Origin of the sequence: Proteus appendicitidis (assembly GCF_030271835.1) — a bacterium.
In the GTDB taxonomy this organism is placed as follows: domain Bacteria; phylum Pseudomonadota; class Gammaproteobacteria; order Enterobacterales; family Enterobacteriaceae; genus Proteus; species Proteus appendicitidis.
On record NZ_CP127389.1, the window covers coordinates 2817880 to 2844478 of the forward strand.

Here is a 26599-nt window from a genome sequence, read left to right on the forward strand (position 1 = left end):
TTTTTTATGTCTATAGTGGTCTTGTGTTATCTTGTAATATCTCAATGTTTATGGCACCCTTATTGGCACTCAAGGTAAGTTAGCTTGATAGCTGGGTGCCAATAAATTGATATGCACAATATGTTTATTCAACATTCCTTCTAGTACAAGCATAATCAATACAACCACCATTCCACTATCATTCATTAGCTTCTATTGATGAAACTGTCACAGCTGTCACTCTTGTCATAATCATATTAACCGATTGAAAAACAATGATATTCTGAGTGACACACCTTATGACTTTTGTGACAAAAATACTTCTATCTTTCGTGTGAGGGATAAATGCCAAAGTTAATCAAACCACTAACGGATACTGAAATTAAAGCAGCAAAGCCACATGATAAAGATTACTCTCTTTATGATGGTGATGGTTTAAACCTGTTAGTAAAAGCTACAGGCCGCAAAGTTTGGCAGTTTCGATATTCTCGCCCACTTGATAGTAAACGAGCTAAACTGACATTTGGCGCTTATCCTTCCCTCTCATTAAAAAATGCCAGAGATTTACGCGATAATGCTAGAGCTTTAATTGCTAACAAAATCGACCCTCAAGATCACGCAAGAGAATTACAACAAAAAAACCAAGAAGCTAAAATAAATACATTTAAGGCTGTAGCTCAAATGTGGTTCGATGTAAAAAAGACCACTGTAACGGCTGACTACGCTAATGATATTTGGCGCTCACTAGAAAAAGATATTTTTCCAACAATTGGTTCTATTGCAGTAACTGAGATAAAAGCGCGAACTTTAGTACAAGCTATTGAGCCAATCCAAGCTCGTGGAGCACTTGAAACTGTCAGGCGCATTTGTCAAAGGATCAATGAAATTATGATCTATGCAATGAATGTTGGTTTTATTGATGCCGCTCCAAGTGTCAACATCAGTAAGGCATTTGAAAAACCACAGAAAAAACATATGCCAAGTATACGCCCAGAAAAATTACCTGAGTTAATGCTCACAATAAGACAAGCGAATATTGAATTATCAACTCGTTATCTTTTTTTATGGCAGTTACTGACACTAACACGCCCAGCCGAAGCTTCTGGCACTCGGTGGGATGAAATAAGCATCGAACAACGATTATGGCATATCCCCGCAAGTAGAATGAAAATGAATAGAGAACATACGATTCCTTTGTCTGAACAAGCCATTAATATCTTAGAGCTTATGAAGCCAGTAAGTGGCCATAGAGAATTTGTTTTTCCAAGTAGAATAAAACCAACTCAGCCAATGAATAGTCAAACCGTTAATGCAGCCTTAAAAAGAGCTGGCTTTGGCGGTGTATTAGTTTCTCATGGTTTAAGAGCTATTGGCAGTACCGCACTTAATGAACAAGGATTTCAAGCTGATGTGATCGAAGCTGCTTTAGCCCATGTTGATAAAAATGAAGTTAGGCGAGCATATAATCGAAGTGATTACATAGAACAGCGTAAACCTATGATGCAATGGTGGGCTGATTTTATTACTGCAGCTGATAGTGGCAGCGTAATGAGTAATGGCATTCGTGGATTGAGAGCTGTGGTATGAAAACTGAAAAAATTAGCCAAGTAACAATAGATACATTAAATGACCAAATATCTGAAATATTAGGTCCTCCTTTAAAAGACCAAAATATTCACCTTCAGGATTTACTTAAGCATTTAGATAAAATTAATATTAATGCCTTAACCAAGATTGGATTTTCTAAAATAGATTATGTTACGTGGCTGGATGACTTTATAAATAGTATAGCCAAAGTAGGTTTAGAGACTCCTTATCTTATAGATGATATTGAAGATAATTTTCATATAACTACTAATGATTATTCCAGCTTTAAAGATACTAATGAATTTCATATATTATGCAGGTTAATATTGTTATTAAATTCTGAGGAGTTGCGCCTTAGAACACTATGCATATACATTTTGCTAAATAAAGCTTCAAATGCAATTGAAATCCCAAATGATATAGCTACTAATATAACTAATTCATGGCTCAAATACACACTTGAAGGCTCTGGGTGCTTTAGAGAGATAGAGCTAGTCACAGCTTTGATTATGAGTAAAAAAATCCCTATAGCCTTAATAGAAAAAAAACGAGGTTCTCCAATAAGTGCACAAAAAATAATAGTACAAATAGTTTTAGCCACTATATACGAAGGTGTAAGAAAAGTTACAAAGAGCAAAAAAGATGCACTACTGTTTGTTGCAGATGAGATAACTGAAATAATAGATTACTGTAATTCACACAAATCCCATAATGAAGAGCTTAAATGCAACCCTGCTTGGGTGGAAAAATTAAAAGAGAAAAGTAATATAAAAATATCTTCAGCATGGAATATTTATCCATACTCGATACTTTCAGAAATAAATGATTACATTCAATCTAAAAATATGGCTATTTATACTGAAAATAAAATTCTTAATAATGTAATAAAATCAATTATGGAGACAGAACATAGAGCTATCATCGATAATCAGAGCACTCATATTGCAAATACATATTTAAACAAAGAAGTCAAGGTAGCTAAATAAGTTAAAATACGTTAATTATCCCTCCTGTTTGACACATTACTTAATAATAGTATTTCTCCCATAGCTTCCTAGGTTGACTAAGGAAGCATTAGGAGAATCAACAATGACTTCACAAAATAACCATCAGTTTTCAGAAAAGCTTCTACGGCTCAACGAAGTTTTAAAGATCATTCCCATGGGAAAATCAACTTTCTATGCTTGGATTCAAGCAGGTAAAGCCCCACAACCTATCCGTTTTGGTACTCGATGCTCAATGTGGCGTGAATCTGACATCGCTAATTTTATCGAAAAATATGCAAACAAGTAGGATTAAACAAAATGAATAATGACTATGCTGATACCTATGGACTCACAACCGTATTATCACCTGATTCATGGGTTATTGTACCTAACAACAAAGGTGATACTATTGATGCAATGAAGTATCCAAACTCACTTAAACTTTCTAAAAAGATTGGCTTTAACCCTTTTGATACGCCACTTTCGCTTATTGATATGGTAAATCATCAATTTGTTTATTATTCTTTATTCAGACTCTATCTAAATAAAGCAATTGAAAGTGAGAAATATTTATTAGGTAATATTGAATCTGTACTTAAAGGTAATGATCCTAAGAGAAATCAGATTTGGATTAAATATTTGTTTGAGGTTAAATCATTATTAAGCAATCTTGAAAAGCTTAATTCTAATAAATTTGATTGGCTCATCATAACTAATGCTGGCCTACATTTTTTTGAAAGCATGAATTATATCTTAGAAAATCCAGATATTTCATCTGTATTAGTAAATACAAGTTTGGAGAAATGAAAATGATGGATCATTCACTTCAAAATTTAACTACGGCAATGATCAGCAATCATATTCCTATTCATCCACTAATCGCCGGAACTAAGCGCCCTGTAGATAAAGGTTGGTCTAATGCCCCCAGCTTAACATTTGATGATATAGAAAAACAAATCCCACTATGGATAACGAAAGGTTATGGCCTAGGGGCTAGGACGGGCTACCCCCTATCAAATGGGTCTCTATTTTATGTCATTGACGTTGATATACACGGAAAAGCATTAACGAACACAATAACTCAAGAATTACATGCGCAGTTATACAAATTAGGCCTAGATCCCTTTTCCCCTAATGTTATTACAGGGAGAGGAAATGGTTCTTGCCATTATTATATTTCGATTACAGATTTAAATTTAGCTAATTTTCTTGGAGCGGCTAAAACTATTTGTACATCACAATATAAACAAGAAGGCAAACCATACTGGCTCATTGAGATCTTAGGCAAAGGGAAGCAGGTTGTAGTGCCCCCAACTAAGCATCCAGAAACAAATCAACCATACATATTAAACTCATTATGTATTAATGATGCACCAAAAGAATTACTAGATGTGTTAAACAATATAATGGACACACAACAACGAAATTTCCAACCGAAGTATTTAAATCATTTACCAGATGAAATACTTCGCCAATGTGGTGAAGTTTTTGATAAAGCAATGGCGTCATTTGATATCGAAACAGATATTACAAAATTAAAAAGTGCTCTTGAGGCTATTAATGCTGACTGTAGTTATGATATCTGGAGAAATGTTATTTGGGCAATATGCGATCATAACATTATGGATGGCATATCTATAGCCAAAAACTGGAGTAAAACATCAAATAAATATGAAGAACATACTTTTAATGCGGTATGGGATTCCTATGACCCAAGCGGTGGAATTAATGCAGGAACACTTTATTATATAGCCACTGAACAAGGGTGGAATAATAGTGAAATAAAAAGCCTTCAACAATCTATACCCACCGTCAACAATTGTCCTTGCTTCCGTGTGTTTAATGAAACTGTAACACATAGCACTGGAAACTATCATTCCGGAGTATGGTTTTTCAATGCTAATGACGCTAACGTAAAGGGAGAATTAGTTTGTACACCCGTTACTATTGAGGCTATAACCTGTGATGCATCTGAAAGCAACTTTGGATTATTATTAGAGATTAAGAATCCATTAGGAAAACTTCGTAAATGGGCTATGCCAATGGAATTGCTTAGTGGAAGTGGGGAGCCAGCTAGAGCTGTACTTTTATCATTAGGTGTAAGAATTTACAACTACAAGTTATTAAATGCCTACTTAACAAAATCAATACCTACTAAAAAAATCCTTTGTACTTCACAATTAGGTTGGTTTGATAATTTATTCGTGCTACCAGACTGTACATACGGTTCATATGGTCAACATGAAGTTGTTTTTCAAACTGCTAGTGAGCCTATTAGTATTTATTCCCCAAAAGGTGCATTAGCTGACTGGAGAAATGAAATTTCATCATTCGCTATTGGTAATCCTCTTTTAACTACCGCAATATGTTGTGCTTTTTCTGGGGCTTTAATTGAACCATGTCATGCTGAAAGTGGAGGATTCCATTTTTATGGTGACTCATCAACAGGTAAGACAACACTAATACAAGTAGCTTGCTCTGTATGGGGTGGTAGTAACTATATGCGAAGCTGGCGCGCAACTGCAAATGGTATCGAAGGCGCTGCATCTATGTTTAATAGTACGTTATTGGCATTAGATGAAATCAGCGAATGCAAATCAATAGAAGTAGGACAAATTATTTATGCGTTAGGGAATGGACAAGGCAAACTAAGGGCTTCAAAAACAGGAGCAGCGAAATCAGTAGCAAGATGGAAAACAGCTGTCATTTCTAGTGGTGAGTTAACGACATCTGCTACAGTCGAATTATCTGGTGAAAATGCAAAAGCAGGACAATCAGTACGGTTAATTGATATATCAGCTCAACGTTCTTATGGTGCTTGGGATAGCTTAAATGGCTTCATTTCTGGAAGCGCTCTTTCTGAACATCTGAAAGCTCAATCAACAATGAATTATGGTATTGCTGGACGGGAGTTTCTTGTTCAACTTGTAAATGATAAACAAACATTATCATCAAAATTGGAACAAATCCTTTGTAAGTCAGAATTCAACTCAGAAAAAGCCACAGGGCAAGCAAAACGGGTCGCTAAACGTTTTGCGCTACTCGCTCTTTCTGGCGAGTTAGCCACTAGCTATGGCATAACTGGATGGGAATCAGGCTATGCAACAAAAGTTATGTCTGAAATGTTTAAGCAATGGCAAGCAAAAACAAGTGATGCCCCTTTAGAAAAGCAACAAATCATTCAACAAGTCCGTAGCTATATTGAACGTTACGGAGACAGCCGTTTCAGCTATAAAGACTCATCTCCTTTAGATCGATTCATCCATGAACGTTCAGGGTGGTGGACAAACTCATCTTCTGGTGACCGCATTTTTCTATTCAACTCCGCTGGTCTTAGAGATGCAACCAAAGGGTACGACTTTAAGAGAGTATTAAAAGCATTAACTGAGGAAGGTATTTTAATTTTACGTGAAAAGAATCAAAGTGGCGGAGACCGAGTCAGAATCAATGGACAACAATCCAGAGTTTATCCCATTAGCTTTTCTGAATCAGATAGTCTGGAGAAATAATACATCATGAATGCTTACCTATCATTGCTCTATAAAAAAACGGCTAAATTTGAAACAGAGCAAGCAATCAATGAAATAGAGTTAGCAAAAAAATATCACCCTCATACCAAGGATTTATCAAATAAAATTCGTTCATGGTTGATGATGCTAAACATTGAGTCTAAAAATAGTGATTTTTATGAAAGTGATTTATGCTTAATATTTAAATGTAAAAAGGAAGATCTCGCCATCGCTTCTATTGATGTACCTTTATATAGTAAAATAAAAAATATTAATGGAATTCGAGTTAGACTCTATTCAATCCCCCCTCCTATCATTAAATCTCCTGAATTAGATAGCGTTCAATCATTTCTATTTATTTGTTTACAAAGAGGTTATGTTTTTGACTCTCAAAAAATTTGGAAATCAGTTATTCCGTCAAGTAATTTTTTTGAGTTATTCTTGAGTTGTAAAAAGTATGATGGTACTAGCAGAACAGTTTTTGGGCGAACAATTTCAAAAATAGGGATAGGTAAATCTATACTATTTGGTAATCCACCAAATAGATTTAGAGCATTTACATTAAAACCACTAGATGAAGCAAGATTAATATTCGCAACTAATGTACTAAATAATGTTGATTATAATTGGGATTAAAAAATCACTATATGGGATTTATTATTACCGTGTCATATATTATAAATCCCATTGAAACAACACATTAAACATCATAATCCATTGCTAAATATGCACCAACAAGTGATGGTAAACAGTATAAAGCAGCCATTCTTTCTCCTTGTTGCCAATTAAAAATAAACAATCCAGCAAACACTATTATACTAATATAAAACAATATTTTTCCTACTTTTTCTTTGTTACTTGGTGCCATTAATTTTCCCACAGAAACAAACGTAGCCCCCATAACAACAGAAATAGCTAACTCTATATAGAAAGGTAATGGCTCCCCTCCTCTATAATTTAAAAAACCTATATTTGTTAGAACTCTTAAAAGTACAGGCAAAACTATAGCTGATACAAAAGCTACAGGTAGGATCGCTACCCATCTGAAAAAATTAATCATTTAATTCTATCTCCATATAAATACGATAATTATGAATCCTCTGATTTGTTTTCAACAGAAACACCTAACAAAACCGCCTAACACCGCAACTTAAATTGGATTAACACAACATCCACAATACAGCTTTGCCCTTTATCATTTGTATAATTAATGCATCGACTAACATCATGGCGACAATCATTAGCAGTAACTGTTTCATGTAAAACTCCTTCTAAGTTAACTCATCATACAATACTACGTTATTCGTAGTATTCAAGACAAGCTAAAACTACGATTCTCGTAACTCTATATCACTGAGAGTTATTATGAATCCTATTGAAAATCACAAAGAGATCTTTTGCAGGCGATTAAAAGAGGCAAGATTAGCTGCTGGATTATCACAAAAGAACTTAGGTATCGCAGCGGGAATCGACGAGTTTGTAGCTAGTACACGTATCAATCGTTATGAAAAGGGTGTTCACGAAGTAGATATTGGTACCGCTCAAAAATTAGCTGATGTGCTAGATGTACCATTAGCATACTTTTATACTCAAGATGACCAATTAGCTTATGTGGTAAAATATTTTAATAAACTGTCAATACTATTACAGGATGAGATAATAAATATGGTTAAAACTACTGAGTGACAATATGAAATTACTCTCTAATGATTTTCAAAGAATAAAAATATGATTTCCATCACATAATATTAATGCGTCATCAAGAAAATAACATCCAATATAGGACTAATTAAGAACTAAATTGTACTACTAATCCTTTTGTGTGTAACATTATAAAATAGTTTTTGTAACTGTATTTTAAGGGATAATGAATGAACGTGGATTTTTTTAAAGGTGCTCTAAAATATAACGCATCTCTAACAATTATCGCTGTTGTTATTTTGCTTTTATTAAGACCTCTGTTTAGTAATATAGATTTTATATCTAATAACCCGATTGTCATACTAACTATTTTTTTAGTTTCCATGAATGTGTTAGTTATAGCATTATTTTATACAATAAAAAGTAAATCTAAAAATAGACCAACTAATTCTTCAAGCTTTAAAAACAATCAAATAAGTGGAAATAAGGCTAAAAATATAAAAATCAAGTCTGACGGTCACATTCAAGGTAATGTGATACACAATAATGAAGCTGATGGAGATATCATTATTGGGCAGGGGTTAAAAAATGAAAAAAAATGACTCTGTGGTTATCCGTGATAATGAAATTACAGGCAACAGTGCCCTGAGAGACTTAAATATTGGTACTACTATTAGTTTCAATGAAACCAAAACAAGAAGCAATGCCCTTATCAATTTACTAAATAGGTCGAAGCAACTTTGTGATAATGATGATGAATATCGCTATATGATTGAAGAACTGCAAGAATATCTTAACCCCAGACCTGGCAGAAAAATCATTGGATTAGAAAAAAAACTTGAAGAGGGTAAACGATTAGATCTACTTGATGATGCTACCTACTTAGAGAATAGATTTGCAAGACGCGTAACCAAATTCCAATTTTCCTCATCAGAAGAAGTAATATATTATCACTGCCTAAGTAAAATAAATTCATCTTTTACTCATTATATTAAACCACTGTTTAAAAACACAGTGGGTAATGATATAGTAGATAGAGTTATTTATGACCGGATAGTTGAACCTCTATATGAAGAGGTCTCTGAAGTTAATGCCGCAATTTCAACAGAATTAATTCGCGGTATGATCTTCTTTTTAACAGGTAAATGTCACATACGATGGGTTAGCTAATGATTATTTATCATCCGCTTAAAGATGCGAATCATTGTTCATATCGCATCATTAGTTTACTTTATAAAAATAATAATAAAATCAATGAAGACAATATTAAATTCATGGATTTTTATTATCTATTTCCTGATCAGTTAAAACACATATCAAGGTGGCCGCGCTCAAATTCTAAATTAGCCCAAAAAATACAATCTATTGAAAACTCATATGAACATATAGAAAACCCTCGTCGTATATTTTTTGAGCTAAATATAATCAGAAATAACACAATAGCACATCTATTTTCTAAGGGAATAATAGCATTAGTAGAAGAACAATTAATTTTACATGAAAATAAGATCCCTATTTCCCTTATCACTGCTATAGAAAAAGACACGTTTAGAGATAGTTTTATATTTAAAATAATTACAGATAGCATACCAAAATTAACAATAAAAGGTAAAAATGGTCTTAAAGCAAAAACTAACTTAATGGAATATCGTTATGACTAAAAATCCTTCATATCTTAAAATTAACAGGTTAATCATCATCAAAAATGGACTGCGAGTTTATGACGAATTATTTCATGATGGAATAAATATTATCCGAGGGGAACATTCTGTTGGCAAATCAACTATTCTCGATATGATTTTTTATATTTTAGGAGGAGAATTAGCAAAAGATGATTGGAAATATCCTGTAGATGAGTGCTCAAATGTAAATGCTGAGATCACTATAAATGGACATATTTTGACTTTATCTAGAGCTATAGACTCAACTGGTAAAGTTCCCCATATAAAAATTTATGAAGGTAAATATGAAAAAGCCATAAAGGATGTTGAAGGATGGAATGAGTATGGATCTCGACGTAATGATAATAGACTAAGTTTCTCAGAAATAATGTTTGAGTTCTTTAATTGGGGGCAATATAAATCCAGCGACTATAACAATTTAACTATGCACCAAATAATGAGGCTCATATATCTTAGCCAATCATCTGAATCTAATAGAATTTTCAGAAAAGAACAAAGTAACAATGATAATGAAAATACAAGAATAGCAATTGCTGAATTTCTTTTGGGACTGGATGATTTAGAAACTTACTCGTACCGTCAAAAACTACTAAAATATGAACGAGATTATGAGCGCAGCGGTACAGAGCTAAGAACTTACTTTGGACTCATTGGAGATGATGCAGACCTTACTGTCGATAAAATAAATGAACAAATTAAAATTAAAAATAAAGAATTAAATATCATTGAAGAAAAAAGGAATTCTTTATTAGAGTCAGTAGACAATTTAGAGGATAATACCAATCTAAATTTAACTATCGAAAGAAATAATACTATAGATAGAATCCAATCTCTTACTAAAAAAATCAATATAAAAAATCATGAACTTCAACTATCTAAAGTTGAAGTTCAAGATTGTATTTTATTTGATAGAAATTTAACCAAGAGAATAAAGGCTCTGAATGAATCAAAAAACACATATAATGACCTTGGAAAAGTGTCTTTTGAATATTGCCCTTGCTGCCTAACACCTATTATCGAAACAAATGTTGAAAATGAGTGTGCTTTATGTAAATCAGCCGGAGAAAAGCATTCTCTTGAAGAAAGATATATTGAAACATTGAACGAACTTCAATATCAAAAAAGACAGAATGACAAAATAATAGTAAAATTATTAGAAAGAGTTGAGTATTTAGAAAATTATTTATTAGAAAAAAATCAAGAGTTACAATTTGCTCAGAATCGCTTATTTGAAATAAGCTTAGTTTCCAACAAAAGGGAACTAGCATTAACATCTATTATAGAAGAAAGAACTGAGACATTAATAGAGATTAACTCTCTAAGAGAAAAATTAGATACTGCATCAAAAGTAGATGACCTAAAGGAAACTCGTGAACATTTAGCAAACCAGATAGAGAATTGTAAGACAAACATTACAGCCTTAGAGGCTAAAAATATAAAAAGAAAAGAGTATGTCTATTCTGAACTATCTAAGTTATCAACTGAAATATTAGAAAAAGACTCAGGAAATGAGAGTAAATTTATTACTGCAACAACGCTTACATCAGAGATAGATTTTGCTAAAAATAGATGGTTGTTAAATGAAAGGGTGAATTATTCAGATAGTTCTAATGTAGTTAAAAAAGCGGCTTTGCATTTAGCATTTCTTTTATTTTCAATTAAAGATGTAAATTGTAGATATCCTCGTTTTTCTATAATGGATTTTGAATGCGGCGATATAAATGAAGGACGTAGCCATAATCTACAAAAGCTGATAGTTTCTAGCCTTGAGGGATTAACTGGCTATCAACTTATAATGACCACCTCAAAAATAGAACCTACCCTTAATAATGACAATTATGGTGTTGGTCGATACTATGATAAAAATGATTATATAATTCAATTATAAGTATTCGCTAAGCTATCATACTAAGATAATATGTATTAACTTTGACCCTATATAATACTATCCGGACTTTTGGTTACTCAATAGTCCGTTTTATCTCAGACAATAAACCTTACAGGGATAGTATTAGTAAACATAAAGCCAAAGCAGTCATCTACTCTGTGCCACCAAATAGACATTAAGCACATTTTTAGTCATATAACTTTGAGAAGTAAATATTTTTATGTTTGAAAATAAAATTGGAATCGAGGATAAAATAGAACTTATAGAGTCAAGTTCTACAAAACATTACTTTAAAGAAGTTTATAGTAGCTATATAAATGGTAACTATCGAGCAGCTGTAGTTTCTTTATGGTCTGTGTTGGTTTGTGATGCCGTGTACAAGACACGTCGTTTAGTTGATCTAACTAATGATAACTGGGCTATAAAGCAAATAAATTTAATCGAAACTTCTCAACGTCAAAATAGTACTAAATCTGACTGGGAGTTAAAGTTATTTGAAGGGTTCTACGAGCAAAAAAAATTTATTGGTATTGGTGAAATATCTAATATTAGAGATATACAGCAAAAAAGGCATTTATGTGCTCATCCTATTCTTTCTGAAGATGATGTGCTTTACACGCCAAATAAAGACTTAGTAAAAAGTATGATCATAAATGCACTTGATGATTTTTTATTACGTAAAAATTATTATGGAAAAGACTTATTTCCAATAATACGAGATACTCTAGTAGAAAATAGTGAATATTACGCAACCGTAAAAAACATAAAACCACTAATTTCCAAATACTGTCAAAGGGTAACTCCATTGGCAACTTACCAAATATTTAAAGAGTTTTGGAAGTTTAGTTTTAGATTAGATGCCGAAGAATCCTCAAAACATAGAAGAATTCTCCACTTTGCCTGTATGTATTTATATGATGAAGTAAAAAAGAGGACTGAATTATTAGAAAAAATTAAAGATGATTTAGACTTCTTTGAAAAGATATCATTTAAATATGATGCACTCACCTACTTATTTTCATTTTTTTGTAACCATCCTGATTTTTATAAAAGATTATCATCTGAACTTCAAGATCGTCTAAAAGAGTATCCTACACGTGATGACAAAGAGGATAATGATAATGCTTATAAAATCGCAACCATGTTTTTATTCGATAATGCAAGTGATTATTTTGATTACATTAGTAAGAGTATTGAGGAATATAAAATAACGCGTATTACTCTTTCACATATAAAATTTATAATTAATATATATCGAGACTATCAATGTGAAAAAGAAATTTATGACATTGTAATATTGTATGCTTCAAAATCTACGGGCTATGATGATGCTGACAACAGATTTGACCTTATTTTCAACAGCGAAATATTTGAAAAACTGTCGATCAACCAACTAGAGCAATTGATTTCGTCTTTCGAAGCTAACGGACAAATAAAAGGAAGAAGACGAAGCAATGTTGATATGAGAAAGCTAGAAACCAAGCTTAATGAAATAAAAGCCTAACATTAATTTCTACCAAGCTCGTTAATACGCAAACTTTTCTATGTATTTTTGCTTATTATTTGTCAGAATTTAACGAGCTTTTTGCTAGTATTATCACTTAAAAAAGAGGTTTATATTGACGTCTATCATTGATGAATAGTTCAAGTTGTATGACCGGTTTATCTAGGGTTAAGATCCATTTTTAGATCGAAGGCACACATCAGATTTACTCATGTAAAAAATTAAGATATCACATTTAAAAAATTTTAATCTCTTTCCTAAAAATCGATATTAAAATAATACCTTATATTAGTAATCAAATTGTATACTATTTTAAAAAAATTTTTACCCACTTCCTTCCTATTTACCCAAGATATTAGCTAGGTACTCAAAAGTCACTAGTCCAGACCCTACCCCCTATGTGAAATTTTATTTCAACATTAAATGTGATACTAAAATTACTCTTGTCATAAAATGTGGCTCAAGAAAGTAATCTAACATATTGATATTAAATAGCATGACGTGAGTGACACTTGTGACGCATATTTTTATTTAATACATTATTTTTATTTGCATGCTTCTTGGGTTGCTAAATACTTAGATATAACCACATCTATTACTCCTGTTTAATGGCACTCATTATGGCACTCATGTATTATTCAGATTAATAAATACTCATTAAATACAATAAAATATAAAACGAATTCAGACTCCGCCAGCCCACCAAATAAAACAAGGGGTTACGTGAAAACGTAGCCCCTTAATTTTTGGAATGTCCACATTACGTCCACACAGAAAAAGATTAGCTATCTAATCAATACTATTCATATTTTTGCTTCAATACATACTGTTTAATCTTTCTTATAATATTTTAAGAAGGTAATATTCAGTGAATACAAATAAAAATCCACCTAAAATATTGCTCTTTTCTAGGCTACCTAAACAGTAGTAAATAATAGCATTATTACGAAAAAAATTACGGCGAGGCAGTTAGTAACGTTTAGCTATTTTTCCTTATTAAAAACACTGCATATCACTTTTTATTTTTATTTTTATTTTTATTTTTATTTTTATTTTTAAAGAATGAAAATAAAGGGATTAACCATTGAATATACTTAGGTAAACCCCAAAGTTCGGCGTTCCAATTGCTTTTACAATACCACCTACTCAATTATTTTTTCGTTGCAAAAAATAGGTACTGCAAAGGCAATGTAACGACATCTAAAGCTAATGTCACAGGAAGTAATGCTCGGGCAGTTTTTGACCCAAAAGAGTTTGATTTATATTGGTAAAACTCAACCTCGAATGAATGATAGAATTGCATTAAATAGGTTATATCTTGCTCTTTATTTTTTTCATGTATAGTACCGACTAAATTTTGTATCAATACTGAACACATCTTTGTATTATCATTACATGAAAAACCGTATTTTGTGATTGCCATTTTATCCTTTTCTTCAGTCCAACGATAATTAAGTTCCACTCTTCCTGAAAACTCTTTTCTTTTTGGATCAATAATAAATTGAGCTGGTTGTTCAACGATAATTTTATCTCGGAATATAACCGGATCTTTCAATATACTTACAATATTATCGCCTCCACGGCTCAGTAAGTAGTCAAAATTTTCTCCAACAAATACCCACCCAGTATTTCCATTTGTATCATTCGCTAATGAAAGCGCAGTAATAGTATCTGATCCCCAATTAGATTTTTGGTAACCGGCTTCATGATCAGTAGCGACCATCAAATTAAATGAGAGACAACCTGATAATATGGAACAAACAAATGGAATAAATATTAATCTAACCATAATTAATTTAATATTATATCTTTTAAACATAGTGAACATCCTTTTATTTAATACTAAAAATATTAATTATTATTCTTATAGATAAGGCAAAATAAATGTTACATCACCTTTCCTTTATACAGTAATAGTACTTATAACAATCATTTAACGCATTTCTCTTTATCTATTCTTGAATGTAAACAGCTCAATGTACTTAACCTTTCTTGTAATCAACTTACCCATATTCCTATTGAAATAGAAAAGCTAACTCAATAATTATATATTCATTTTCGACTATAAAATAATTTTCCAGTGAACCCTCCAATTTTAGGATAGATACACTGGATTTATTTTATGGCGAGGATCAAATTGAATTTCAAATTTAAATTATGATAAAGGATCACTATCACTTATCACCTTGAAACTAAATCGTCCTTTTAAATAATGTTTAGAAATCAAAAATTTTTTATTTTCTCTAAAGAGTAATAATCTTCACACCAATCATTGTCGCTTTGCCACCTACTCTCACTCTACTAATTGTATTTTGGGTTGAATCAATAATAACGTTAATAAGCGAGGAACATTGCATTGCACGTCCCTGCTCTAATAGAAAATGTGTTTTATGAGGGAAAACATGCTTAACAAGATAGCAGCCTAAAGCACCACTTGAACTTCCTGTTGCAGACTCTTCATTGATGCCATATAAAGGCGCAAAGTTACGACAATGTGTAGTGATTTCTTTATCTTGGCTAAGCTCAAAAACATGAAAACCGATAGTATTAAATTCACGACTTAAGTTTGCAATTGCTTCAAAATTAGGTTTTAGCGTATCTAATTGCCCAAATTGTACCGGGATCAGAATATCGGGTAATCCCGTTGAAAATATCTCAATAGGTAAGCCTGTTGTTGAAATAATTTCACTATTTATTCCCAGTGCAGCAGCTACAGCATCGATATTTGGAGCTTGTCGTGAAACTGGCAGTGTTTGCTCCATAACGACATTTTCATCATCAATTGCGACGCTTAAAATACCTGCTTTCGTTTTTTGTGTGTAATGACCAGAAGCCAATAAATTGAGTGAAGATAAAGTAAAAAATACCGCTAATGTTGCATGACCACAAAAATCGACCTCTCCTTCAGGGGTAAAAAAATCAACTTTAAAATCAGTCTCCTCACCTTGATAAACAAAAGCGGTTTCAGAAAACCCGACTTCTTTCGCGATAGCAATTTTCTGCTCATCACTTAATTGAGGGGGGTTAAGTACCACACCAGCAGGATTACCACCTTTATTATTTCGAGTAAATGAGTTTACAAGGTGTACTTTGATCTCGTGTTCTACTGAGTGTATCGCTTCATTTTGCATATATTTCCCGCATTGCTTCGAATAGCATTAAGTCTGTGTGTAAAAATAGAGTGTTATAAAATACTTACTAATCAGGGCAAATTTCTGACACGCCATCTAACCCTTGTTGTCTTTGTTCAAATACGATACTTTTCTTATCACCCTCTCGGATAATCCTTAAGATATAGATACTATCAAAATCACTGCTTTTCCATTTAGGAATTAATTTAGGATCTCCACCTTCTTGTTTCATAATATCTCGCGCAACTTTGGTTAAATTATCATGCTCCCATACAATAAAAATAACTGAGTTTACATACTGTTGACTTAACAGTTCCTCACGTAATGCTTTTATCTCTTTAGCATGATATTGAAGATGAATAGGCAATGAGGTTTTAATCGCGATAGGTGAGATCGTTTGGAGTGAACGTAATGAATTGCCTAACTTGCTCTGTTTAGGTGCTGCTGCGAATAATGCATCAGGTTTGCCAAATTGATTTATAAGCGCATCAGGCAGAGCTAATGCTCTATTTAATCCTTTACAGGTCAGTTGCCCACTATCATTATCAGGTTTTTCACCATGTCTTATAAAAACAAGTGTTTGATCAGAATACGCCATATGACTAAATCCTAAAATAAATACGCTCAAAAATATCAATACACTGCGCATACAGCGTTACCTTTAAGTCAACTGAGTATAAGAAAGAGGGAAAGTTAAAATACATCTTGCATTAACTATAAACTCACTGGTTTTAAGTCTCTCAGTCTAGCATAGCCAAAAAGGTTGCAGAGGTATGCAAGTCTTAGATAGCGTTTATTTAGCCAGTTTTACACTCTATCGATCTTTATTCTACCTTCTAAACATCTCAAAATTAATTAACAAAATTAATTAACAAAATTAAAATAGACCAAACAATTGTTAACAGAAAATAAAGAGTTTTTTTAATTTTTTATTACTTTACATCCAAATTTATAAAGCTGAATGAAACTTAAATACTCAGCACATTTAGATAAAAAAATAGAGGGGTTCTTTTTTTTACAATAAAAATAATATGTTAAAAATCAATGCAAGCCTTTTTATCTCCCTTTATTTAGTTTAATGACTAAAGTTCTGCCACCGCTTACCGATACTGTTTGTTCTTAAATAAGTTACAAATACTTATTAATTATTATTTATCCAGGGTTAAGCATGTTCTTTAAAAACTTTAAAATTCGTACAAAGTTAACCATCGCATTTGCAACTTTTGTGATGTTAATTATGTTGGGTTCCGGTTTCGCATTAATGGGTTTAAATAGTGCAAATCAAGATATTCATGATGTTGTTGATGATATCTATCCAGCCACAGTCAGAGCCAACTTACTGATTAATAATTTCAATGAGTTTATTATATTTCAGCAACTCACTATGCTTGATGAGCAAGGAAGTTTAGCCGCTGAGCAAGAGAGTAAAAAATCAGAGATCACCGCTAAAGTTGCACAGCTATTGAAAGAATTAGACGAAACCACACACGATGCTGAGTCAAAAAAAATCTTAGCTGAGGTTTATGATATTCGTCAGCAATATATAAACTCTCAAAACTTTGTGGTGAAGGCATTTAATGAAAATAACAGACACGCCGCAGTCAATGAACTGATCACAAAAACTTCCGTTATTCAGTTAAAATATCGCGATAAAATATTAGAGTTTATCGAATTACAAAATCAAAAAATGGAAGAGGCAGGTGACGCTGTTGAACGTGATTTCATTGAGAAAAGAATATTTTTAGTATTATTAACCCTAGTCAGTATTATTGTGGGCAGTATTTTAGGATGGTTTATTACTAAAGGCATTACACTTCCATTAGAGAAGGCAATAAACTTTGCTAAAGCCATTGCTAATGGTGATTTAACACAAGAAGTGAATACTGATTATCAGGATGAAGCAGGAATATTATTACAAGCCCTCGCTGAAATGAAAACACACCTATTAGAGGTTGTGCAAAATGTACAAAACGGCGCTGAAAATATTTCGTCAGCAGCAGAGCAAATTACGGCAGGTAGCCAAAATTTAGCTGCAAGAACAGAAGAGCAAGCAACATCAGTAGAAGAAACGGCAAGCTCCATGGAGCAGATGACATCAACCGTTAAAAATACCGCAGATCATACTCATGATGCGATTAATGTTGCTGAAAAAACTGAAATCGCCGTACATCATAATGGCGAAATGATGCTTCAGCTAACTGAAAAAATGAGAGCCATTAATAGCTCATCATCTCAAATGACAGACATTATTAATTTAATCGATGCCATTGCATTCCAAACTAATATTCTTGCACTAAATGCCGCTGTTGAAGCCGCAAGAGCGGGTGAACATGGTAAAGGTTTTGCGGTTGTTGCGGGTGAAGTCAGACTACTGGCACAAAAAAGTGCGGACTCCGCTAATGATATACGCGCGCTTATCGATAATTCATCAACTCAAACACAAGAAGGACTGGAATTAGTTGAACAAGCCGACTCTCAGATCCAAAAAATGATCACCGATGTCGAAGAGATCAGCGCACTCTTGCGTGAAATTGGGCAGGCAAGTAATGAACAAAGTGATGGTATATCGCAAATCAATAATGCTATAAGTCAGCTTGATTCAACAACTCAACAGAATGCGGGATTAGTCGAGGAATCGGTAGCCGCTGCGAATTCACTCAATGAACAAGCACTTAATCTGAATAAATTAGTGAATTACTTTCAGATTAAGTGCATCTAATTCATTATTGTAGTAGAGCAATTGTAGTAGAGCGCGTTGTTCTTTACTGATTATCTTTTCAGCAAAAAAGCTGATAACACAACCTGCTCAACTATTTTGGTCATTGCTTCATATTAACAATAACCACTTAAAAAATAAGCAGATAGACCTTTATGGTATATCTGCTTAACTTACTTACTGAAGAAAAAGAGTATTAAGCTAATTTCTCAATAAATTTAATCTCTAGTGAATCAATTTTATCTTTTAAATTTTCGATAAATGCTTTCATATGTGTCGTTTCATTGTGTTTATCGATAGCACTCTGGTTTTCCCATATTTCAAAGAAAATAAAGGTTCTTGGTTGAGTGGTATCCTTATGAAGTTCGTACTGGATACATCCTTCATCTTGATGACTTGGTTTTATCATCGCTTTGCAAGCAGATAACACTTCATTTTCATGATTCTCTTTCGCCACAATCGTGGCTATTAACCTGATATTATTCATATAAAATCCTGTATTCCAACATAAGTACAAATGAAAAATAAATAACAACCTGAAATTACTCTAGCATAATTCTTTATTTCATTATTCACATTTAGGCAAAAGCACTTTTCATTAGAGAAGCTCAATTTACATCAAGGAAATTGCGACGACATGTTGCCTCTAAGTGAGATTTCTCAATCAAAATAGTGAACCGTTAATCTTAGTTCTGACACTGGTGTGATTGTAATGACGTCTAGAATGGCATTCGATTTGCTCATTAATGCGCGTTTATCTCAACGAAAAAAAGGAACCTAGTTCACACTTTGGTTCTTTTTTTTCATGTGTAACAACGTCAATAATAAAATGTAAACAATTTTACCAATATCAGACAAACTGTTTGTATTTGCCAACTTATTTCAGTCGTTCTGGAAAGCGTCAAATGTTAAATCCTAAAACATCGCTAACATAATCGCTGATTTCCATTATCAAAAAAGCGCTATTTAATGATGAAAATAATCTTTTCACTATTAATACTCCCATAATAATCTCAGGGTTATATCACTTATTGTGAGATAACTTTATAGCGCTAAAAACAGACAACAACAGATTTACACACTAAAGAAAATATTCCGTTAGAGATTATTACGTAGTTAAACCGAAGATAATTATCTGCCAACTCACTTTTCAATCACCTTTTTTATCTTGAATATTTGTATGACAATTGCTTGGGGAAAATGAATATCTCATCTAAAAATGAGACTATGACTTCAAAAATATTTGATCTCTTATCTTTGTTCTATAACAGTCAACTTAAACACGTTAAAAAAGGTAAGAAATACCCTTAAATAAATATTTTTCTATTATTAAATAGTATTTATTTCGCGATTTCTCAGTCACAAAGAATAAGAAAAATAGACTTTTTACTTTTATCAATGTGATCAGAGGCTCGTCAATCATATCTTTAAATGAGGATCGTTAGAAAGAACCATTCTCATTTATTATTTATTTTGCTTATCATAGACTCATTATCCCACTGATTTGTATTACAATTAAATCTAGTTCGAAAGCGAGTAATTGTGCGCCTCTGGATACAAAAAGAAGTCAATCATTGATGAGAAAATCACATTAATATCCATTTAAACAGTTAATATAAAAATATTAGTTTTGTATAATTAAAATTATTAAATTAAAAACAAATAAAAATAAATTTATGATGATAATTTATTTTTTCATACTAAACAAAATAGATACCAATAAAAAAACAAAGAATTAGCATGTTTCAATATATAAAAAAAGTAAAAGCAAGTAAAAAACCAGCAAGAAATAAACAATAAAAAAATTTAAATAATAGATATTTTAAACAAGATGAAAAAATAAAATGAAATATAAAAAAGTTAAAAAATAAAACAATATTTATAATAAGGTGAAACATTATAAAAATAAAATAAAAAAATAATTTAAATAATTAATTCAGCAAAATTTATAATAATAGAATATTAAAATAAAAAACATTTATTTTATTTGTTAATAAAATAGGCAAAAAAATAATTCATTAACTTAATTTATGTTTAATCTAGGCATCGATGGTCCTTTTTATCCTAAAAAATGGCATTTTAGGCTGAAGTTTATCTTTTTATTACATAGCTAAAACCCTCAATATCGTTCTTTTTTTCATCAAAAATCAATTCGGCAACAACATTAGCAATTTAATTACATTGACAAACATCAAAAAACGCGACAATTAACAAGCAAATAAAGAGAAAAAAGGAATTTTTTTATATTTGTCACACAATTGATTTTATTCTATTACATCTCAATAAATATTCCCTACAATAGCCAACTAATCTAACCTGACAATTTCCTAAGTGATGATATTTTTCATTGTTTAGGTTAGTAACTATCTTTTTTTATTTATGATTTATCGTTTCAGCAAAGTAGAGCATTAATAAAACCTAGTACCCTACACAATTATATAATGACCAACTTATAGGTTTGCCAACGCAGTTATAAACGATAAAAATTGCAAACTTAAGGATAAAAATAATCATGTCAGACTATCTATCATTCTTATTAGGCATTGTGCCGTTAGCGGTTTTGATTTTTATGATCTTAAAAATGAAATCAGCCGTTCACCATGCTGTGCTTGTCTCTTTAGTAATAACTGTTGCACTTGCTATTTTCCATTGGAACAACACCATTCAATTTGCTTCAGTCTCTGTCCTTTATGGTGCAGTTAAAGGATTGTGGCCAATCATCATCGTTATTCTTGCTGCTATTTATAGCTATAACTTAATGCTAAAAACAGGTGGCATGGATGTCCTTAAAGATGTGCTGGCAGGCATAAGTGATGATAAGCGAGTGCAAGTTCTGCTTATCTCATGGTGTTTTGGTGGCTTTCTTGAAGCGGTTGCGGGTTATGGTACTGCGGTTGCCATTCCTATCGGCATTTTAATTGCACTTGGATTTGATCCTTTTAAAGCAGCCGTTGCCTCTTTAGTTGCCAATACGGTTCCTACTGCTTTTGGTGCGGTTGGTATTCCCGTTTCAATTTTGGCGCAAAATACAGGGCTTGATGTATTAGTGCTGAGCAAAACGATTATTATTCAGTTGGGATTATTTAATATCGTATTGCCTTTTGTCATCGTTGCCATTGCGGGTGGCGGAATTAAAGCAATTAAAGGTGTCGGATTTATTACCTTAATGTGTGGTATCAGTACATTGATCCCTCAATATATCGTTGCTGCCAATTTAGGTGCTGAATTACCCGCATTTGCAGGTAGCTTAGTCAGCTTAATTGTGGTTATTTTCCTTGCTAAACGCATGAAAAATAGTGGTGATAAACAAAAAAATGTCAAAAAGCACACTGGCAAAGAGTTGTTAGTTGCTAGTTCTATTTATCTGTTTACCTTTATCTTTATTTTAGCGTGCTCACCTTTGTTTCCGACAATCCAAAGTATGGCGGGAGCAATTTCTACAAAGATCCCATTTGTATTAAGTGAAACACAAACGGAATATCAAACCATTGCTTGGTTAAGTACACCGGGTGTATTAATTATTCTCGCCAGCTTTGTGGGGGGAACTATTCAAGGCGCAAGTGTTTCAACGCTTATCTCTGTTCTGGTTAAAACAACTATCCAATTGAAAAACTCTATCATTGCCATTACGGCAATCGTAGCGATGGCAACCGTTATGGATTTCAGTGGCATGATTGGCAGTATCGCTGAAACCTTAGTCGATTTCACCGGCGCAGGATTTATCTTTATTGCACCAGTGATCGGTGCGTTAGGAACGTTCGTAACAGGTAGTGACACCAACTCTAACGTGCTGTTTGGTAAGTTACAAACTAGTGCAGCCGCTAAACTTAATATTGATCCATTCATTCTGGCCGCTGCCAATACCTCTGGTGCAACGGGCGGTAAAATGATTTCACCTCAAAGTATCGCCATTGCTGTTTCAGCAACAAAAATGGATGGTCAAAGCAGTGCCATTATGCGTGAAACCTTAAAATACTGTATCGCTTACATCGTTATTCTTGGGGCGAAGATCGGCATTATTTATCATCTAATGAACTAATTAATAAGGAGAAGTGAGCGTGTTTATTCCATTCACTTCTCCCCTTATAACGAAGCAATAAAAGAATTTTATCTTTAGTAAAAATAATAACATCTGAGCGATGTTTTGGAGTTCGATTAATGAAAGTTAATTTTTATGCGACCTGTCTTGGTGATGTGCTGAAAGCAGATTCAGCCCGAGACACCGTCTTGTTACTTGAAAAATTAGGCTGCGAAGTCTTATTTCAGGAACGCCAAGGTTGCTGTGGTCAGCCTGCGCTTAATAGCGGTTATGTTAATAACGCAAAACCAGCCATGAAATCGTTAATTGAAACATTGGAAGTGAACGACTATCCCATTATTTCACCCGCTGGCTCCTGTACTTATGCCATTAAAGGTTATCCCACTTATCTTGCGGATGAGCCTCAATGGGCATTACGCGCACAAAGTGTTGCCGATCGCCTTATTGATTTAACCAGCTTTATTGTTAACACCCTTGGAATTGTTGATGTTGGCGCTCGTCTGCCAGGTAAAGCGGTTTATCACCCATCTTGCAGTTTAACCAGAAAGTTAGGTGTCGTAAGTGAGCCTTTAACGCTGTTAAAACATGTTGATGGTCTTGAAATGTTGCCTTTTGCAAACTCAGAAACCTGCTGTGGCTTTGGGGGAACGTTCTCCGTGAAGATGTCTGAAATTTCAGGCGAAATGGTGACTGAGAAAGTCAAACATATTATGGATGTCAGCCCTGATTATGTCATTGGTGCCGATACAAGCTGCTTAATCAACATTCAAGGTCGTTTAAGTCGTGAAAAACGACCTGTAAAAGTGTTGCATATTGCACAAGTTTTAATGAGCCAATAAGGGAGCCTGCTTATGTCTATCAAAACCAGTGATATAGATTTCAGACCTCGTCTAGAACATGAAATGAAAGACACAATCATGCGTAATGCGGTTGTTATGGCGCAAGAGCGTATTGGGGCTAACCGTCAAATCATGGTAAAGGAGCTAGGTAATTGGGAAGAGTGGCGTGATCGTGCTGAACAAATCCGTAACCATGTTCTTGAAAACTTAGATGCTTATCTCTATCAATTATCCGAAAAAGTGACTGAAAACGGAGGCCACGTTTATTTTGCTAAAACAGCAGAAGATGCCTCTCGTTATATTTGTGAAGTTGCCAAAAAGAAAAATGCGAAGAAGATTGTAAAATCTAAATCAATGGTCACCGAAGAAATTGGGATGAATAAAGCCTTACAAAATGAAGGCATTGAGATCATCGAAACTGACCTTGGTGAATATATTCTTCAATTAGATAATGATCCACCGTCTCATATCGTGGTTCCGGCGATCCACAAAGATCGTTATCAAATTCGCAAAGTCTTAAATGAAAAGCTCAATTATGAAGGCAGCGAAACGCCCGAAGACATGACGCTTTTCATTAGACAACGTATAAGACAAGATTTCCTTTCTGCTGATATTGGTGTCACTGGCTGTAACTTTGCCGTGGCTGAAACAGGTACTGTCTGTTTAGTCACCAATGAAGGTAACGCAAGAATGACCACAACATTACCTAAAACCCATATCGCGGTGATGGGTATGGAACGTGTGGCTCCTACCTTTGAAGAAGTTGATCCGTTGATAACTATGCTATGTCGTAGCGCCGTTGGCTCCCGTTTAACCAGTTATAACACTTGGGTGACAGGTCCACGTGAAGCAGGCAATGTTGATGGCCCTGAAGAGTTCCATTTAGTGATTGTGGACAATGGTCGTTCTGAAATTTTAGGCTCTCAATTTAAAGATATTTTACGTTGTATTCGTTGTGGTGCTTGCTTAAATACATGCCCTGCTTATCGTAATATTGGTGGTCATGCTTATGGCTCCATTTATCCTGGTCCAATTGGTGCGGTAATTTCACCACTATTAGGCGGTTATAAAGATTTCCACGATCTCCCTTATGCATGTTCACTATGTAACGCTTGTAATGTGGTTTGCCCAGTCAAAATTCCTTTAGCACAACTGATTTTAAAACATCGCCGTGTAATGGCAGAAACGGGCCTTACACCAAAAGCAGAACGTCGAGTTACCGGTATGTTTAACTACCTTAATTCACACCCTGCCCTTTGGAAAGTAGGTATGAATGTCGGTGCGAAAATGGCGGGATTAATGATCAAAAATGGTTCTACACCAATCAAAATCAGTGTTCTTAATGATTGGATGGAATCGCGTGATCTCCCTAAACCAGATGGTTATAGCTTCCGTAGTTGGTTTAAACGCCATAAAGCAGAAGGAAAAAAATAATATGTTAAACGAACAAAATCGTAATGAATTTCTGCAAACTATTGCTGAAAAATTAGGACGTCCTATTGCGCACAAGCCACAACCGCAGCCTACACCGGTAAATAATTTAGCGAAAACACGCTTAACTAATTTGACTCAAGATGAACTGTGCAAAGAGTTTACAGACTTTGCACAGACTCAAATGGTGAAATGTGTTGTTAGCAAACCTGATGAAGTTATTAATAGCCTAATTGAGCTATGTGAAAGTTATGATTGTAAAGGCTCGGTGGTAATAAGTGGTGATGAACGTTTAGATGCACTTGGCGTCACAAAAGCAATTAGCGAAAAATATGAAACTTATATTTGGGACCCTGCACTTGGGCGTGAAAATATTGTTCATGCTGAACGCTCTCAAATCGGGATTGTTTTTGCTGAAGCGGGATTAACGGAATCTGGCGGGATTGTTTTATTTTCGTCTCCAGAGAAAGGCCGTGCCGTGAGTTTATTACCTGAAACCTCAATTGTGATCCTACGTAAAAGCGATATTTTGCCTCGTGTGGCTCAAATTGCTGAGCGTTTACATAAGATGGCTCAAGAAGGTGTGAGAATGCCGTCTTGTATCAATTTAATTGGCGGTGCTAGTTCTACTGCTGATATTGAATTGATTAAAGTGTGGGGGGTTCATGGCCCAGTTCATGCGGCTTATCTTATTATTGAAGATTGCTAATTGAAGATAAAATAACGTTAAAACGATAACAAAATAGCTAACAGTCAAAGTCGTTCATCGACGCCTAAATCAAACCCAAAAGATAAGTTAATCGCTTTTGGGTTTTTCTCTATTATTTGCCAATTAATTATTTAATAAAATTTTTGCTCTCCATTGATTTAATTTTATTTCGCATGCCAGTAAAACATCTCCTGCCCCTGAGCCGCCCATTAATAATGCGGATTGTCGTTGACATTCAGCGCTTCTAAATTGAATAAAATGCTGTTGAGAACTGGCTAATGCATCAATGGCACTTTTCGCTGCAACAGAATCCGTATCTTCAAGATCACTCTTACTTTTGTCATAAATGACATTCATTTGCTGTTCTGTCAGTTTTAACTCATCTAATAAACAAGTTTGCACTGCTGTTCTCGGCTCGTTTGCGGTCACTTCATAACATTTTGCTAAAGGATCGTATTTACCTTGTGCCGAAGAAAAAAAGCTCACTGTAAGTAAACTGCAAGAGATCAGAAATAAACTTATTTTCACGCAAACTCCTTATAGAAATTTATAATAAATTTATGTTCAACATAATGTATAAAATAACGAATATCACATCTATTAGTGCGAACAGCATCATTTTAGGATATATCGCATCTTACTCGATAAATTTAAATTTCAATCGAGCAATAATAAGAAAACATTATTAATATCTTTTTAATTCAAACGTATTTTGCTTATTTTTTATCAAATAAAGATTATTTAATCCAATATAAATAGATTGAAATTCAGCCAATAATTTTAAAAATAGTCATTTACTACTTTAATTTTGCGTTTAATTGATAAAATAACAAATTTTCTTATACTGAAAAAATCCTGCTATTTTCATTTTCACTCTTTTTTTCTTTGCATAACAATAGAAAACCCTCTTTTTTTGCAGTAATTTCATATCATTCTTATTGGCAACTTTTGCCTAAAA

The 26599-nt window shown here is 33.4% G+C and carries 23 protein-coding genes; 17 read left to right on the top strand and 6 right to left on the bottom strand.

The annotated features are described in order from the left end of the window. Nucleotides 1–324: 324 nt before the first annotated feature. From QQS39_RS13290 to QQS39_RS13315, 6 genes are all read left to right on the top strand, one after another. Entirely contained in the window at nucleotides 325–1566 is a 1242-nt protein-coding gene (locus tag QQS39_RS13290; protein WP_109419122.1) for an integrase domain-containing protein, read from the top strand. After that, nucleotides 1563–2552, top strand: coding sequence for a hypothetical protein (locus QQS39_RS13295; protein ID WP_285804690.1), 990 nt, complete (start codon nucleotides 1563–1565; stop codon nucleotides 2550–2552). Before QQS39_RS13290 ends, QQS39_RS13295 begins: the two co-directional genes overlap by 4 nt. Nucleotides 2553–2727: 175 nt before the next feature. Continuing rightward, nucleotides 2728–2859, top strand: coding sequence for a helix-turn-helix transcriptional regulator (locus tag QQS39_RS13300; RefSeq protein WP_285804691.1), 132 nt, complete (start codon nucleotides 2728–2730; stop codon nucleotides 2857–2859). A gap of 11 nt (nucleotides 2860–2870) precedes the next feature. Beyond that, on the top strand, nucleotides 2871–3359 hold the full coding sequence (locus tag QQS39_RS13305) for a hypothetical protein (RefSeq protein WP_285804692.1): 489 nt from the start codon (nucleotides 2871–2873) through the stop codon (nucleotides 3357–3359). Nucleotides 3360–3361: 2 nt separating this feature from the next. Further along, nucleotides 3362–6061, top strand: coding sequence for a DUF927 domain-containing protein (locus QQS39_RS13310; RefSeq protein WP_285804693.1), 2700 nt, complete (start codon nucleotides 3362–3364; stop codon nucleotides 6059–6061). A gap of 6 nt (nucleotides 6062–6067) precedes the next feature. Next, complete coding sequence (locus QQS39_RS13315; protein ID WP_285804694.1) at nucleotides 6068–6697, top strand: hypothetical protein; 630 nt, start codon at nucleotides 6068–6070, stop codon at nucleotides 6695–6697. Between the two features lie 64 nt (nucleotides 6698–6761). Here the strand turns inward: QQS39_RS13315 and QQS39_RS13320 are convergent, their stop codons facing one another. Further along, nucleotides 6762–7121 carry a hypothetical protein gene (locus QQS39_RS13320; RefSeq protein WP_285804695.1) on the bottom strand — a complete coding sequence of 120 codons (360 nt, stop codon included), beginning with the start codon at nucleotides 7119–7121 and terminating at the stop codon, nucleotides 6762–6764. Between the two features lie 305 nt (nucleotides 7122–7426). Between QQS39_RS13320 and QQS39_RS13325 the strand changes: the two genes are divergently transcribed. From QQS39_RS13325 to QQS39_RS13350, 6 genes are all read left to right on the top strand, one after another. After that, complete coding sequence (locus tag QQS39_RS13325; RefSeq protein WP_285804696.1) at nucleotides 7427–7747, top strand: helix-turn-helix domain-containing protein; 321 nt, start codon at nucleotides 7427–7429, stop codon at nucleotides 7745–7747. Nucleotides 7748–7932: 185 nt separating this feature from the next. Beyond that, nucleotides 7933–8304: a hypothetical protein gene (locus QQS39_RS13330; protein WP_285804697.1), complete on the top strand. Its 372-nt coding sequence runs from the start codon at nucleotides 7933–7935 to the stop codon at nucleotides 8302–8304. Beyond that, entirely contained in the window at nucleotides 8291–8872 is a 582-nt protein-coding gene (locus QQS39_RS13335; RefSeq protein WP_285804698.1) for an ABC-three component system protein, read from the top strand. Before QQS39_RS13330 ends, QQS39_RS13335 begins: the two co-directional genes overlap by 14 nt. After that, on the top strand, nucleotides 8872–9363 hold the full coding sequence (locus tag QQS39_RS13340) for an ABC-three component system middle component 5 (protein WP_109419131.1): 492 nt from the start codon (nucleotides 8872–8874) through the stop codon (nucleotides 9361–9363). The genes QQS39_RS13335 and QQS39_RS13340 overlap by 1 nt, the downstream gene beginning before the upstream one ends. Then, nucleotides 9356–11272, top strand: coding sequence for an SMC family protein (locus QQS39_RS13345; RefSeq protein ID WP_285804699.1), 1917 nt, complete (start codon nucleotides 9356–9358; stop codon nucleotides 11270–11272). Before QQS39_RS13340 ends, QQS39_RS13345 begins: the two co-directional genes overlap by 8 nt. 220 nt (nucleotides 11273–11492) lie before the next feature. After that, nucleotides 11493–12776 carry a hypothetical protein gene (locus QQS39_RS13350; RefSeq protein ID WP_285804700.1) on the top strand — a complete coding sequence of 428 codons (1284 nt, stop codon included), beginning with the start codon at nucleotides 11493–11495 and terminating at the stop codon, nucleotides 12774–12776. A gap of 1150 nt (nucleotides 12777–13926) precedes the next feature. Here QQS39_RS13350 and QQS39_RS13355 read toward each other — a convergent pair. From QQS39_RS13355 to QQS39_RS13365, 3 genes are all read right to left on the bottom strand, one after another. After that, complete coding sequence (locus QQS39_RS13355; protein WP_285804701.1) at nucleotides 13927–14595, bottom strand: YidX family protein; 669 nt, start codon at nucleotides 14593–14595, stop codon at nucleotides 13927–13929. A gap of 424 nt (nucleotides 14596–15019) precedes the next feature. Further along, a complete protein-coding gene (locus tag QQS39_RS13360) occupies nucleotides 15020–15907 on the bottom strand; it encodes a PhzF family phenazine biosynthesis protein (RefSeq protein ID WP_285804702.1) in 888 nt (295 codons plus the stop codon). Nucleotides 15908–15974: 67 nt separating this feature from the next. After that, nucleotides 15975–16556, bottom strand: a complete 582-nt coding sequence (locus QQS39_RS13365) for a histidine phosphatase family protein (protein ID WP_285804703.1) — start codon at nucleotides 16554–16556, stop codon at nucleotides 15975–15977. A 519-nt stretch (nucleotides 16557–17075) separates the two neighbouring features. Here QQS39_RS13365 and QQS39_RS13370 point away from each other — a divergent pair. After that, complete coding sequence (locus tag QQS39_RS13370) at nucleotides 17076–18626, top strand: methyl-accepting chemotaxis protein (protein WP_285804704.1); 1551 nt, start codon at nucleotides 17076–17078, stop codon at nucleotides 18624–18626. A gap of 193 nt (nucleotides 18627–18819) precedes the next feature. On the opposite strand, the gene QQS39_RS13375 is transcribed toward QQS39_RS13370, so the two are convergent. Further along, entirely contained in the window at nucleotides 18820–19110 is a 291-nt protein-coding gene (locus tag QQS39_RS13375; RefSeq protein WP_151435677.1) for a putative quinol monooxygenase, read from the bottom strand. Nucleotides 19111–21135: 2025 nt separating this feature from the next. Between QQS39_RS13375 and QQS39_RS13380 the strand changes: the two genes are divergently transcribed. The 4 genes from QQS39_RS13380 (at nucleotide 21136) to QQS39_RS13395 (ending at nucleotide 25641) form a co-directional block, all read left to right on the top strand. Beyond that, on the top strand, nucleotides 21136–22662 hold the full coding sequence (locus QQS39_RS13380; RefSeq protein ID WP_151435678.1) for an L-lactate permease: 1527 nt from the start codon (nucleotides 21136–21138) through the stop codon (nucleotides 22660–22662). Between the two features lie 119 nt (nucleotides 22663–22781). Beyond that, nucleotides 22782–23501 carry a (Fe-S)-binding protein gene (locus tag QQS39_RS13385; protein WP_196735455.1) on the top strand — a complete coding sequence of 240 codons (720 nt, stop codon included), beginning with the start codon at nucleotides 22782–22784 and terminating at the stop codon, nucleotides 23499–23501. Between the two features lie 12 nt (nucleotides 23502–23513). Beyond that, nucleotides 23514–24935, top strand: a complete 1422-nt coding sequence (locus tag QQS39_RS13390; RefSeq protein ID WP_075670932.1) for a LutB/LldF family L-lactate oxidation iron-sulfur protein — start codon at nucleotides 23514–23516, stop codon at nucleotides 24933–24935. Between the two features lies 1 nt (nucleotide 24936). Then, a complete protein-coding gene (locus QQS39_RS13395) occupies nucleotides 24937–25641 on the top strand; it encodes a LutC/YkgG family protein (RefSeq protein ID WP_196570328.1) in 705 nt (234 codons plus the stop codon). A gap of 123 nt (nucleotides 25642–25764) precedes the next feature. Here the strand turns inward: QQS39_RS13395 and umoC are convergent, their stop codons facing one another. Next, a complete protein-coding gene (gene umoC / locus QQS39_RS13400) occupies nucleotides 25765–26169 on the bottom strand; it encodes a lysozyme inhibitor LprI family protein (RefSeq protein ID WP_196570327.1) in 405 nt (134 codons plus the stop codon). Nucleotides 26170–26599: the final 430 nt, after the last annotated feature.